Genomic DNA, 12,316 nt, shown 5'->3' on the forward strand with positions numbered 1-12,316 from the left:
CTCGCAGCATTTCCATCGGGTAAATGTCAATTGGTGGACGGGGTAAAGACCGGTGGCCGGGAGCCTCTCGTACGGGTGGACGGGCTGCGCTGGGAGAGCGGGGGCAGGCGGCGCGGCGTGACGCCCGACCCGCTGGCCGTGCGTTCCGGCCAGACGGCGGTGCTGGTCGCGGGTGACGCGGTCGAGGCCGACCTGGTCGCCGACTTCCTGGTCGGGCTGTCCTGGCGGCACGACGGCGTGATCGCCATCGGCGGCCAGCGCGTCACCCAGGAGACCTGGGAGCGCGAGATCGGCCTGGTGCCCGCCGGTGCCGGGCTGCTCCCCCACCTCACCGTCGAGAAGAACCTCGTGCTCACCGCCGTCGACCGGCGCGCCCGTGCCAGCGTCCGGGGCCGCGTCGCGTACATGGCCCGCCGGATGCAGATCGAGGGCTTCCTGCGCGCGCGCCCGCACGAGCTGGCGCACGACGAGCGGCTGGCCGTCGCGCTGACCCGGGTGCTGTGCCGGCACCGGCCGGTCAAGCTGGTCGTCGTCGAGGACCGCGCCGGATACGGCCCGTGCCACGCGGCCGTCAGCGCGGCGCTGAGCGCCGACCCCGACCTGGCCGTCCTGGTGATCACCGACGACCGCACGCGGGTGGCCAGCCTGGCGCCGCCCGAGCTGTTCTGGCGGGCGGCCGACCGGCAGGAGCCGGAGGGGGCGGCCGATGCTGAGTCGTAGGCGGTTCCTGACGGCGCTCCCCGCCGCCGGGCTGGCCGCCGCCGGACTGGCCGGCTGCTCGGGAGACCGGCCGCTGCGGGTGGCGGTGGTGTGGAGCGGCGACGAGTTACGCCGGTTCCTCGCCGTGACCCGCGACTACCCGCGCCCGGTGACGGTCTACTCGGCCGGCGACAACATCGCCGCCCTGCTGCGCGGCCCGTCGGTCGAGGTCTCCCCGGACGTGGCCGTCATCCCCCGGCTCGGCCTGCTGCACGACCCGGCGATCACGGGCGGGATCGAGCCGCTGGCGGACCCGCCGCCGCAGCCGGAGTTCTGGCGGGAGCTGGTGTCGGCGGACGGCCGGGTGCTCGGCGCCTGGTTCAAGATCGCGCACAAGTCGCTGGTCTGGCACCGCGCCGACGACGGCCCGCCGCCGCCGCGGACCCTCGACGCCTGGACGACCCACCCCGGCAGATTGTCGGTCGGCGCGGCCGACGGCTGGATGCTCAGCGACTGGTTCGAGAACGTGCTGCTGGCCCGGAGCCCCTCCACCTACCGCGGGCTCTTCTCGCAGGCCGAGCTCTGGGCCTCCGGCGAGGTGGCGCAGGCGCTGGAGCTGCTGGCGGCCATCTGGCAGCGGGGGCTGACGCCCGAGCGCGGCAGGCGGGCACTGACCCTGCAGTTCCACGACTCCATCCTGGACGTGTTCACCTACCGCACCGCCGACCTGGTGGCGGCCCCCGACTTCGCCTGGCCCGTCATCGCCCGCTATGGCGCGGCGGGCGTGACGGCGGCGCACGCCCGCTTCCCCGCCGTGGCGGGGGCCGCCGCGCCGCCGCTGGTCGTGGGCGGCGACGTGGCGCTGGCGCTGAACGCCGGCCGGCCGGGCGACCCGGACGCCGCCGCCTTCGTCACCTGGCTGACCGGGCCGGACCGGGCCGCGGGCCGGCCCGATCCGCTGGCGGCGTGGGCCGGCGAGGGCGGTTTCCTCGCTCCGTACCTTCCCCCGGAGCTGTCGCCGCCGCCGCTGCGGGAGCCGGCGGGCGAGGTGGCCCGGGGCCGCAACGCGCAGTACGACCTGTCCGACCGGCTGATCGGCCCGCTCGCCGGAGGCGACGGGCGCGGGCTGTGGCGCGTGCTGACGGAGCTGTTCACGGCCGCGACCGTCGCGCGGGAGCGGCCCGCCGCGGCCGCCGCCGCGGCGGCCGACCGGCTGGCGGAGACCGCGCGCAAGGGGGCGAGATGAGCAGGGAGGCGTACCTGTTCGAGGTGGCGCCGCACCACGACACCCGGATGCCGGCCGCCCCGCACGGGATCGGCCGCCGCCGGGCGGCCGGCTACCTGCTGCTGGCCGTGCTGCTGGCGGTGGGGGTGCTGCTCGCGCCGCTGGCCGCCACGGTGCTGATCAGCCTGTCCGACGGGTTCGGCCACTACCGCGTGCTCGGCGACGGCGAGGTGCTGCAGGCGCTCGGCAACTCGCTGGTGTGGCTGGGGCTGGCCGTGCTGGTGTGCGCGACCGGGTTCGGGCTGGCGTGGCTGGCCCGCGACGTGGGCCCGGCCTTCGGCGGGGTGCTCCGCGTCATCCTGGTGCTGCCCGCGGTGGTGTCGCCGCTCACCACCGGCGCGATCTTCCGGGTGCTGTTCGACACCAATCCGCAGCGCGGCGCGGTCAACGCCGTGCTGGGGGCGTTCGACGCCGGGGTGGCCTTCCTCGGGCCGGGCTGGATCTGGCTGGTGCTGGGGCTGGCGTTCGTCTGGCAGTGGTCGGGGGTGGCGTTCCTGGTCTTCCACGAGGCGCTGGCCAGGCCGCCGGCGGGTCTGCGGCGGATGGCCAGGGCGTTCTCGGTGGAGCGGCGCCGCCAGATCTGGTCGATCGTGCTGCCGGCGCTGGCCGGGGCGGCGGCGCTGGCGTACCTGCTGGCGCTGGTGGCCGCGGCCCGCGTGTTCGACCTGGTGCTGATGGGCGCGCCGGGCTCGATGCAGGCGGAGGTGGAGAGCGGCGGGCTGTTCTGGTGGCGGCACAACAGCGACCTGGGTCCCGGGCCCGCCGCCGCGCTGGCGGTGGCGCTGTCGGTGCTGGTCGGGCTGCTCGCGCTGCCCGCGCTGGCGGGGCTGCGCGGCCAGGTGGTCTGGCCGGAGCAGCCGGCGGCCCGGCCGGAGCGGCCCGCGCGCCGCCGGCTGCTCATGGCGCCGGTGGCGGTGGTCTGGCTGCTGCCGTTCGCCGTGCTGGTGCTCACCTCGCTGCGGGCGCCGGAGGCGGCGGCGGTGTCGGGGTGGTGGCATCTCGAAGGCGATCTTCGCTCGTACGGGGACGCGCTGGGCGACAGCGGGTTCACCGGCGCGCTGCTGACGACGCTGGTCCGGACCGTGGTGGTGGTCGCGCTGGTGCTGCTGGCCGCGGTGCCGGCCGCGTACGTGCTGGCCCAGGGGCACCTGATGCCCCGGCGGGCCTGGCGGCCGGTGCTGCTGGTGGCGGTGGCGCTGGCGGCGCTGCCGCCCCAGGCGTTCGCGGTGCCGCTGCAGGAGTCGGTCAGCCCGGTGGCGGGCTCCGCGCTGGCGCTGATCATCGTGCACGCGGCCCTGGTGATCCCGCTGGCCGTGCTGGTGCTGCACCGGGGGTTCGCCCGGGTGCGGGCCCCGGTGGTGGCCCGGCACCGGTGGGCGCTCGTGCACGTGGTGCGCGAGGGGTCGCCGTCGGTGGTGCTGGCCGCTGTGCTGGCGTTCGTGCTGGTGTGGAACGACACCGTGGTCGGGCTGCTGCTCAACTGGCCGGCGGGCGACCATCTGCCGCTGATCCTGCTGGAGCAGCACCGCCACTTCATGAGCGCGATCGGCACGCTGTCGGCCCAGGCGGTGATCGCGACCGCGGTGCCGGTGGCGCTGGTGATCGTCACCGGCCGGCGGCTGTACCGGGGGCTGACGGGCGGGGTGCGCGGATGACCGGGATGTCGCGCAGGGAGCGGCTGCGTTTCTGGCTCGACCGCACCTACCGGCAGGCGCGGGCGCATCTGCCCGAGCTGGGCCTGTCGGGGCTGGTGACGGCCGGCGAGCTGGTCGTGCTGCTCCAGGACGAGCTGCGCCAGCACGCCATGGACGCCCTGCTGGCGGTGCTCCCCCACCCGCTGCTCGCCCTCCCGCTCGCGCTGCTGGTGCCCGTGCTGGCGGGGCTCGGCGTGCACGCCACCCGCGGCCGTGCCCGTCCCGAGGCGCCGCCACCGCCCGTCGGCGGGCACGCGCCGCTGCCCGAGCGGGTGGAGCCGCTCATCGGGCGGGCGGACAAGGTGCGCGAGGCGGTGGAGCGGGCGCACGAGGGCGGCTTCGTGGTGGTGCAGGGCGCGACCGGTGCCGGGACGTCCGCGCTGGCCGTGCAGGCCGCCTGGGAGCTGGCGCCGGAGGAAAGCAGGCAGCGGTACGTGGACGTGCGCGGCCCCGACCGGGACCAGCCCGAACCCCCGCTGAGCGTGGCCCAGCGGGTGCTGCGCGCGCTCGGCCGGCGGCCCGGCTCGATCCTGGACCCGATGGACGCCGCGCCGCTGGTCGCCGAGGCGCTCACCCGCAAGCGCCGGGTGCTCCTGGTCGACAACGTGAGCCATTGGGGCCAGGTCTCCTGGCTGCCCCGGGTTCCCGGCTCGTACGTGCTGGTGGCGGGGGAGCTGACCGGCGAGCCGCCGCAACACGTCAAGCCCGTCCAGGTCGGGCCGCTCTCCCCGGGGGACGCGGAGACGCTGCTGGCCGCGCACATCCGCGACGGGCGGGCGGAACGGGAGCCGCAGGCGCTGCGGCCGCTCGCCGAGGCGTGCGTGTGCGGCCCGGCGGAGATCGTCAGGCTCGGCCGGTGGCTGGCGCGCAACCCCGGCGTGCCGCTGGCCGCCCTGGTCGACGACCTGAACCGGCTGCCGGTGCCCGAGAAGCTCGGCTTCGTGCTCCAGCACAGCGTGCAGGGACTGGGCCCGGCGGCCAAGCGGCTGTTCGTGCTGCTGGCCGGCCTGCCGATCGCCGAGGTCGACCACCGGGCGGCCGCCGCGCTGCTCGGCGTGCCGGCCGCGGACGACGCGATCGGCGAGCTGGCCGAGCGTGGCCTGGTGGAGAACGTGCGCATGACGCGGGTCCGGGTGACCGGCGCGTTCCGCGACAGCGGCGCGGCCGACGTCACGGCCTGGCGGCGGCTGGTCGAGCACTTCGCCGTCCAGGCCGGGACGTACGCCGCAGGGCTGCCGGACGCCCCGGGCGCAGCGGCCTGGTTCGCCGCCGAGGACCGGGTGCTGCTGCAGGTGCTGGCGCGCGAGCAACCCGTGCGCAAGACCGCACGCGCGCTCGGCCGCATCGGCGAGGCGCTGGAGACGTGGTTCGCGCTGGAGCAGCGGCACGAGGACCGGCTGCGCGCCGCCGACCTGCTCGCCAGGGCGGCCGGGGAGCTGCGCGACGAGCGCGTGCTGGCGGCGGCCGAGCTTCGCCAGGCCACGATCCTGCTCACGCTCGGCGACCCGGAGCGGGCGCGCCGGCACTTCAACCGGGCCGCCGCGGCCTCGGGCAAGGTGGAGGCGTGGCCGCCCGAGCTGCACCTGGCGCACGCGACGATCTTGCTGGCGTCCGGTGACGAGTACACCGCGGTGGAGTCGGCGCTGGTCCAGTACGGGCAGGCGCTGCCGCACGGCGATCTCACCGGCCACGCGATCCGGCTGATCCACGTGGGCGCGCTGCACATGCGCCGTGCCCAGCCGCTGGACGGCGGCCAGGCGCGGCGGCTGTACGCGGACGCGCGGGCGGTGCTGTACGAGGCTCAGGACCTGGCCGCACGGAGCGGCGACGAGCGGGCACGGGCCCACGCCGAGGAGCTGCTGGGCCTGGCCCACTGGCACCTGGACCACCCGTTCGAGGCCGAGGAGCACTGGAAGGAGTCCGAGCGCCTGTACCGGCGCTCGGCCGACGACCTCGGCCGGGCCAGGTGCCAGGTGCAGCGGGCCACGGCGCGGGTCGCCGAGGCGGCCGCGGCGCCGGAGCGGGCGGCCGAGCTGGAGCGGGAGGCCGCGGCGCTGCTGCGCGAGGCCGAGCCGCGGCTGCCGCAGGTGGGGCTCACCTCGGCGCTGGCCCGGCTGCACCTGGCCGGGGTCTGCCGCGAGGAGGCGGCCGAGCACCGGGAGGCGGGGCTGGCGGCGCTCGCGCCGTGGGACGGGATCGCCGAGCCGCGCCAGGTGGCCGAGATCCGTGAGCGCCTGGAGGCGCTGAAGACGTGAGGAGATGGGATCGGGCGTGCTGATCACGACCGACGACGTGCCGCGGGGTGAGCGGCACGACTACTGGCAGCAGGTGATGCGCGAGAGGTTCGCCGTCGAGTACCGCTTCCCGTTCGGCAGGCATGACTGGTTCGCCGCCTGCTGCGCGACGGCGCAGGTGGGGACGATGACGGCGGCGGCCATGGAGTACGCGGGCGGCGCCGCACCCAGCGCGGGCGCCTGCCACCGCACCTCCCGGATGGTGCGGCGGGCGTCGCAGGACGCGTACCAGGTCAAGCTGTTCCTCGGGGGCGAGAAGTGCGTCGTCGAGCAGGACGGCAGGCAGGCGGACCTGCTTCCCGGCGACTTCGCGCTGGTCGACCTGACCCGGCCGATGTCCACGTCGGGGGCCGGCCGCTCGGCCAACCGGATGCTGTCGGTGGTGCTGCCGCGTCCGCTGCTGCCGCTGCCGCCGGGGCGGGTGGCCGAGGTGACGGGCCGGCGGCTGCCGGGGCACGAGGGGCCGGGCGCGCTGCTCTCGGCGGTGCTCGGGCGGATGGCGGGCGAGCTGGACGCGTACCGCCCCGCCGCGGCGACGCGGATCTCGACGGCGGTGCTCGACCTGATGACCGCCGTGCTGGCGGCCCGCCTGGAGCTGACGCCGCCGCCGGAGCGGGGGCGCGGGGCGCTGCTGCGGCAGGTGTACGCGTACATCGAGCGGCGCCTGGACGACCCGGGGCTGTCGCCCCCGGCGATCGCGGCGGCGCATCACGTGTCGGTGCGCCACCTGCACAAGGTGTTCCAGGCGGAGGAGCGTTCTGTCGCGCGCTGGATCCGGCACCGGCGGCTGGACCGCTGCCGGCGCGACCTGGCCGACCCCGCCCTGGCGGACCGGCCGGTCGCGGCCATCGCGGCCCGCTGGGGGTTCCCCGATCCTGCGGCCTTCAGCCGGGCCTTCCGGCGTGTGCACGGCCTGCCGCCCGGCGAGTACCGCGCCCTGTCGCTCGCGTGCGGTTCCGCCGAGTTCTAGGAAGGCGCGGACCTGGCCATGACGTCCGCGAGGGTGACCTCGCTGAGCAGGGTGTTCTCGTGGTCGCGCAGGCAGGCCCAGATCGCGTCCAGGGGCGCGGCGGCCCGGGGGAACTGGCGGGTGGCCTGCTCGACGCCCTCGGTCACGCGGATGACGTCGGCCAGGGAGATCTCGGCGGCGGGACGGGCGAGCCAGTAGCCGCCGTCGGGCCCGCGCTGACTGTGCAGGAGCCCGGCGCGGCGGAGCTGGAGCAGGATGTTGTCGCAGAACCTGCGCGGGATCTCCTGCGATTCGGCCACCTTCTCGGCGTGCACGGGGCCCCCGGCCTCGGCGAGGGCGAGCATGGCGGCGAGGGCGTACTGGGTGCGTGCGGAAATTCTCATGGATTCCCGTGATGGTCGGAAAGGGCCCGGCTCCCCTGAGCGGGGGCCGGGCCCTTCGGGGTGGTCCTGGACGTCAGGAGGAGGCGGTGGGCTCCTCCTTACGGAGCTCTTCCTCGTACGCCTCGACCGTCTCCTCGTCCTTGTGCTTGCGGTACTCGCGCACCGAGTAGGTGATCGCGCCGGCCCAGATGATCGCGATGGCCAGGTAGGCGACGGTCTGCACGCCGCCGGAGGCGTCGATCCAGTCGCTGCGCAGCAGCGTGCGCACGTTGGTCAGGACGATGAGGCCGCCCACCGCGGACCCCAGGATGCGCGGCGGGATGTGGCGCACCAGCCAGGCGGCGATCGGGGCGGCGATGACGCCGCCGATCAGCAGCACGGCCACCCAGGAGAAGTCGATGTTCTCCGAGCCGAGGCCGACGAAGAAGCCCACGCTGGCCGCGATCGCGACCAGGAACTCGGAGGCGTCGATCGAGCCGATCACCTTGCGCGGCGCCAGCCGGCCGCTGGCCAGGATGGCGGGGGTGCCCACCGGACCCCAGCCGCCGCCACCGGTCGAGTCCACGAATCCGGCGAACAGGCCCAGCGGGGCCAGGAAGCGCTTGCGGAGCGGCTTGCCCAGGTTGCCGCGCGGCAGGCCGTAGGCGGTGAACCGGATCAGGATGTAGACGCCCAGCGTCAGCAGGATCAGCGACATGACCGGGGCGGCCACCTCGGTCGACAGGCTGGACAGGAAGGTGGCGCCGGCGAACGCGCCGACGGCGCCCGGGACGCCGATCTTGCCGACGACCTTCCAGTCGACGTTGCCGAAGCGCCAGTGGGAGATGCCCGAGGCCAGCGTGGTGCCGATCTCGGCCAGGTGGACGGTGGCCGAGGCCGCGGCCGGGTTGGTGCCGATCGCCAGGAGCAAGGTGGTTGAGGTGACGCCATAGGCCATGCCCAGGCTTCCGTCGACGAGCTGGGCCGCGAAACCGACCAGCCCGAGCAGGAGGAGTGCTCGCACGATCGACCCTTTCCGATTAATCCTACTTAACTTGTAGGGTTAATGATGAATCAGGCCGCCGACCCCGTCAAGGCCTAGATTCCTACTTTTTTAGAAGGGATATTCACCTGCGGCGCGACCCGGTCCGCCCAGGCCGCCAGGACCCCCGGCAGATCGGGGAGCTGGGACTCCAGCACGGCCAGGCCGGGCGTGGGCACCGTGGCGCCGAGCTCCACCAGCAGCGGCCGCAGGTGCACCTCGACCGCCAGCGAGTGGGCCGGGTCCCCCATGACCAGCAGCGGCAACGCCGCCGCGCCGGCCAGCGCCTGGGGCCGCAAACGGTCCAGGAACGCCTTGAGCAGGCCGGTGTAGGTGCCCTTGTAGGTGGGGCTGGCCACCACCAGGACCCTTGCCTCGGCCACCAGTTCCAGCGCGACCTCCACGTCGGCCGAGGGCACCGGCGACAACAGGTGCGGGCCGAGGCCCGCCAGGTCGATGACGTCGTGCGGCGGCAGCAGCCCGAGCCGCTCCCCCAGCGCCCCTGCGGCCTCGACGGCCACGGTGCGGGTACGGGAGTTCTCACGGGGGTTGCCGACCAGGGCGACGAGGCTCATGCGGTTCTCCAGGGGAAGAAGGGGATCAAACGGCGCAGCCGGTTCGCCGGCACGACGGCTTCCTCGACGTCGGCCTCGTCGTCCGGCAGGTCGTACCAGTAGACGTCGCCAGGGTACTCGGGCTCGCCGTGGTTGATCATTCCCATTTTCCTATCTGACATGCATGAATGCGGCATGGCTGCCTCCACTTCCTGGACGGCCGGATCAGCCGAGCTCGTGCGGCGGGACCGGGATGGCGGGGAACGGGTTGTCGGGCAGGAGGATGAGCCGGCGCTCGTGGTCGACGGCGTCAAGATGGAGCAGCGCGGCCCCGATGCCGGCCGCGCCGACCATGTAGCCGGTGTCGGCCGTCACCTCGCCCGGCCGCAGCCGCCGGTACGCCTGATACCAGCGGTAGCCCCGCGCGTCGTGGTCGGTGGCCCGGCCGATCAGGTCGTCGGCCAGCGAGCGGGCGAAGGTCAGATGCGCGCGCCGCCCGGTCGCGGCCCACAGCCCCACGAACAGCTCCAGCAGGCCCGCGGTGCCGCAGCACTGGCAGGCCACGTTCCAGTAGCCGTCGGTGCGCTGCCGGGGCGCGCCGCTGCGCACGATGCCGTTCGCGAGCCGCTCCACCCACTCCAGGTCGCCCGGGTCGCCACCCACCCGGTGCAGCTCGTAGAACATCCTGGCCACGCCCGCCGACCCGGAGCAGAAGCCGAGGTAGTGGAGCCTGCGGGCCTGCGGCACGTGGTGCGGCACGACCGCGCAGCGATCGTTCACGATGCTCAGCTCCCGGACGAACCCGGCGCCGCGCCGGGCCGCCCGCAGGAAGACCTCCTCCCCCGTCACCCCGTACAGCCGGGCGAGCAGGAAGGCGGTGCCGGCGGTGCCGGCCAGGAACCCGGGCGTGACCGCGTCCAGCGGCAGGTCGGCGCAGTTCCCGAACCGGTGGCCCGGCACGGGCAGCGCGGCGATGCGCAGCCCGGCCTCGACCGCCGCCTCCTCGTACGCGGGCGCGCCGAAGTGGGCGGCGGCACGGAGCAGGGCGAGGACGATGCCGCCGTCGCCACGCTGGGCGGGCTCCCGCGACCAGCCGACGCCGCCGTCGCCGCGCTGGGCGGGCTCCCCCGACCAGCCGACGCCGTCGTCGGCCTCGCGGCCCCGGGCGACCAGGTGGTCGGCGACGGCCGCGGCCTCCGACTCGAACAACTCGTCGCCGAGCGCCCACCCGGCCTCCATCAGCGCCACCATGGTGCCGGCCAGCCCGTGGTACAGCGTGAGGTCACGCTGCTCGCGCCAGGTGACGGCGAGCCGGCGGGCGCCGGCCCGGGCGTCGTCGAGGTAGGCCTCGTGGCCGGTGGCGGCGGCCAGCTCCAGGAAGAACAGCACGATGCCGGCCGCCCCCGAGTAGAGCGACGACGGCTCGGCGGTGACCGCGGACCTGCCGCGCGGGTCGGGGTTGGCCAGCCAGTGCCTGCCGTGCGCGTCGTCGACGGCGGCGGAGCGGATCCAGCGCCCGGCCATGATGGCGGCGCTGAGCGGCGAGTCGGCTCGGGCACTCTGGGGGCGGATCTTGTCCAGGCTCACCGGACCATTATCCCACACATTTGGTAGGAAAATAAGGGTTGAAGACTCAGGCCCAGCCGTCGACGTGGAGAACCCGGTCGAGCGGGACCCGGGAGGCGGGCTTGAAGGTGTCGCCGGTGTAGTAGGCGGTCGGGACGAGGGCGCCCTGCCGGACCTCGGCGGGGATGCCGAGCAGCTCCGCCACCTCCGCCTCGTACGCGAGATGAAGAGTGGTCCAGGCCGTGCCGAGACCGCGCGCCCGCGCCGCCAGCATGTAGCTCCACACGGCCGGGAGCAGCGACCCCCACAGCCCCGCCTGGCTCCCCGCCGGGAACCGGCCGCCGGGCAGCTCGATGCACGGGATGACCAGCACCGGCACCTCCCCCATGTGCTCGCCCAGATAGGCGGCGCTGTCGGAGACGCGCCGCTGCGTCGCCGCCCGTTCCGGGTCGTCCTGGAACAGGCGCCCGGCGGACACCCCCGACGCGTGATAGGCGTGCACGGCACGCCGGTAGTAGTCGCCGATGCGGGCGCGCAGGTCGGCGTCGGTCACGACGATCCAGTGCCAGCCCTGGCTGTTGCTGCCGCTGGGCGCCTGGAGGGCGATCTCCAGGCACTCCCGTACGAGGTCCGGGGGAACGGGACGGGTCAGATCGAGGCGCTTGCGGACGCTGCGGGTGGTGGTCAGCAGCTCGTCGGGGCTCAGCGGCGGAGTCGTCATGATCTCATCCTGTCAGGGATGGGTCCGCTGCGCCGCGCACGACCTCGTACGCCCTAGACGAACAAGTGTTCGATGGCGCACTTGACGGGGCATGATCGTGCCTGCATGATCAGCTCCGTCAACCCCCCAGTTCACCCAGAAGCAGGCCATGTCCCCCCTCTCTCCTGCCCGAGAACAACCCGTGCCGCCGGACGGCGCGGTCTTCGTCGACCACAGCGGCCGGCGGAGGAGGTGGTTCACGGTGGGCGCGGTCGTGGTCAGCACGCTCGTCCTGGCGCTGACGGCGACGCTCGTCGGCGCGGTGCTCGCGGACACGCCGCTGTCCGTCGACGGCTGGCCGGGGCGGCACGCGAGCCCGCCGACCGGCGGCACCGACGACGCCGTCCCTTCCGGCGACCCGGCCGAGCCGTCCGCCACGCCGTCCAGGACCCGGCGGGCGCCGTCCCGGTCGGCCTCCTGGCGCGACCCCGGCCGCCGCACGTCGGCCGCGCCCTCCCGGACGCGCTCCAGCCGCCCGTCGGCCCGGCCATCCTCCACGTCCGCACGGCCGTCCCGTACGTCCGAGCCGCCGGAGACCGAGCCCGCCACGCGCCATGAGACCGGGCGGGCCGTGGAGCCCGAGCCCAGCTCGGCCCGCGACACCCTGCCGCCCCGCTCCCCGGAGGCGACCGCGACCCAGGAGCCCGACCCGACCGGCCAGCCCTCCCCGACCCAGGACCCGACGGCCACGGGAGCCCCGGCGTGACCCCCTCCCGGCGCCGCCGCCGTCCCACCCCGGAGCCGGACCTACCGTCCGTCCCGGGGACGCCGTCCCAACACCTGGATCATGGGTCAACGCCCGCTCCCCCATGGCTTGCCGGCCGAGACCCTGATCACGGGTCGACGCCCGCCCCCTCACGCGCCTCCGGACACGGCCCGGCACCCGTGCCCCCGCGGCCCTCCGGCCGAGACCCCGAACACGGCCCGGCACCCGCGCTCCCACGGACCCCCGGCCCGGACGCTGAACGAGCGTCGACGCCCGCCCACCCATGGGTTGCCGGTCGCGACGCCGAACCCGGCCCAGCGCCCGCGCACCCATGGAGCTCCGGCCGCGCCCCGGATCGCGGCCCGGCACCCGTGCCCCCTCGAA

12 protein-coding genes are annotated in these 12,316 nt (G+C 75.2%); 6 read left to right on the forward strand and 6 right to left on the reverse strand.

The window, feature by feature from the left end:
* The first annotated feature begins 33 nt into the window (after positions 1-33).
* From ACGFI7_RS26040 to ACGFI7_RS26060, 5 genes are read left to right on the forward strand one after another with little or no spacing between them, the layout of a single operon-like run.
* Positions 34-720, forward strand: coding sequence for an ATP-binding cassette domain-containing protein (locus ACGFI7_RS26040; protein WP_393409156.1), 687 nt, complete (start codon positions 34-36; stop codon positions 718-720).
* A complete protein-coding gene (locus ACGFI7_RS26045; RefSeq protein ID WP_393409158.1) occupies positions 707-1,945 on the forward strand; it encodes a hypothetical protein in 1,239 nt (412 codons plus the stop codon). Before ACGFI7_RS26040 ends, ACGFI7_RS26045 begins: the two co-directional genes overlap by 14 nt.
* The gene (locus ACGFI7_RS26050; RefSeq protein WP_393409160.1) at positions 1,942-3,639 is read left to right on the forward strand and encodes an ABC transporter permease subunit; all 1,698 of its coding nucleotides are present in this window, start codon (positions 1,942-1,944) and stop codon (positions 3,637-3,639) included. Before ACGFI7_RS26045 ends, ACGFI7_RS26050 begins: the two co-directional genes overlap by 4 nt.
* Entirely contained in the window at positions 3,636-5,933 is a 2,298-nt protein-coding gene (locus ACGFI7_RS26055; RefSeq protein WP_393409162.1) for a hypothetical protein, read from the forward strand. Before ACGFI7_RS26050 ends, ACGFI7_RS26055 begins: the two co-directional genes overlap by 4 nt.
* Before the next feature lie 16 nt (positions 5,934-5,949).
* Entirely contained in the window at positions 5,950-6,942 is a 993-nt protein-coding gene (locus ACGFI7_RS26060; protein WP_393409164.1) for a helix-turn-helix domain-containing protein, read from the forward strand.
* Here the strand turns inward: ACGFI7_RS26060 and ACGFI7_RS26065 are convergent.
* From ACGFI7_RS26065 to ACGFI7_RS26090, 6 genes are all read right to left on the reverse strand, one after another.
* Positions 6,939-7,325 carry an RrF2 family transcriptional regulator gene (locus ACGFI7_RS26065; protein ID WP_393409165.1) on the reverse strand — a complete coding sequence of 129 codons (387 nt, stop codon included), beginning with the start codon at positions 7,323-7,325 and terminating at the stop codon, positions 6,939-6,941. The genes ACGFI7_RS26060 and ACGFI7_RS26065 overlap by 4 nt on opposite strands.
* 73 nt (positions 7,326-7,398) lie before the next feature.
* A complete protein-coding gene (locus ACGFI7_RS26070) occupies positions 7,399-8,328 on the reverse strand; it encodes a sulfite exporter TauE/SafE family protein (RefSeq protein ID WP_393409166.1) in 930 nt (309 codons plus the stop codon).
* Positions 8,329-8,402: 74 nt separating this feature from the next.
* Positions 8,403-8,921: an NAD(P)H-dependent oxidoreductase gene (locus tag ACGFI7_RS26075; RefSeq protein ID WP_393409167.1), complete on the reverse strand. Its 519-nt coding sequence runs from the start codon at positions 8,919-8,921 to the stop codon at positions 8,403-8,405.
* A complete protein-coding gene (locus ACGFI7_RS26080; RefSeq protein WP_393409168.1) occupies positions 8,918-9,067 on the reverse strand; it encodes a hypothetical protein in 150 nt (49 codons plus the stop codon). The genes ACGFI7_RS26075 and ACGFI7_RS26080 overlap by 4 nt, the downstream gene beginning before the upstream one ends.
* 58 nt (positions 9,068-9,125) lie before the next feature.
* Entirely contained in the window at positions 9,126-10,487 is a 1,362-nt protein-coding gene (locus ACGFI7_RS26085; RefSeq protein WP_393409169.1) for a lanthionine synthetase LanC family protein, read from the reverse strand.
* A 46-nt stretch (positions 10,488-10,533) separates the two neighbouring features.
* Positions 10,534-11,187: a nitroreductase family protein gene (locus tag ACGFI7_RS26090; RefSeq protein ID WP_393409171.1), complete on the reverse strand. Its 654-nt coding sequence runs from the start codon at positions 11,185-11,187 to the stop codon at positions 10,534-10,536.
* A 181-nt stretch (positions 11,188-11,368) separates the two neighbouring features.
* On the opposite strand from ACGFI7_RS26090, the gene ACGFI7_RS26095 reads away from it, so the two are divergent.
* Positions 11,369-11,932, forward strand: a complete 564-nt coding sequence (locus tag ACGFI7_RS26095) for a hypothetical protein (protein ID WP_393409172.1) — start codon at positions 11,369-11,371, stop codon at positions 11,930-11,932.
* Positions 11,933-12,316 lie beyond the last annotated feature (384 nt).

Source organism: Nonomuraea sp. NPDC048826 (genome assembly GCF_043198225.1).
GTDB lineage: Bacteria > Actinomycetota > Actinomycetes > Streptosporangiales > Streptosporangiaceae > Nonomuraea.

Bases quoted from the DNA above. Each gene is read 5' to 3' on its own strand.
- ACGFI7_RS26080 (WP_393409168.1), bottom strand. From the start codon at position 9,067: ATGGGAATGATCAACCACGGCGAGCCCGAGTACCCTGGCGACGTCTAC.
- ACGFI7_RS26050 (WP_393409160.1), top strand. From the start codon at position 1,942: ATGAGCAGGGAGGCGTACCTGTTCGAGGTGGCGCCGCACCACGACACC.
- ACGFI7_RS26090 (WP_393409171.1), bottom strand. From the start codon at position 11,187: ATGACGACTCCGCCGCTGAGCCCCGACGAGCTGCTGACCACCACCCGC.
- ACGFI7_RS26055 (WP_393409162.1), top strand. From the start codon at position 3,636: ATGACCGGGATGTCGCGCAGGGAGCGGCTGCGTTTCTGGCTCGACCGC.
- ACGFI7_RS26075 (WP_393409167.1), bottom strand. From the start codon at position 8,921: ATGAGCCTCGTCGCCCTGGTCGGCAACCCCCGTGAGAACTCCCGTACC.
- ACGFI7_RS26065 (WP_393409165.1), bottom strand. From the start codon at position 7,325: ATGAGAATTTCCGCACGCACCCAGTACGCCCTCGCCGCCATGCTCGCC.
- ACGFI7_RS26045 (WP_393409158.1), top strand. From the start codon at position 707: ATGCTGAGTCGTAGGCGGTTCCTGACGGCGCTCCCCGCCGCCGGGCTG.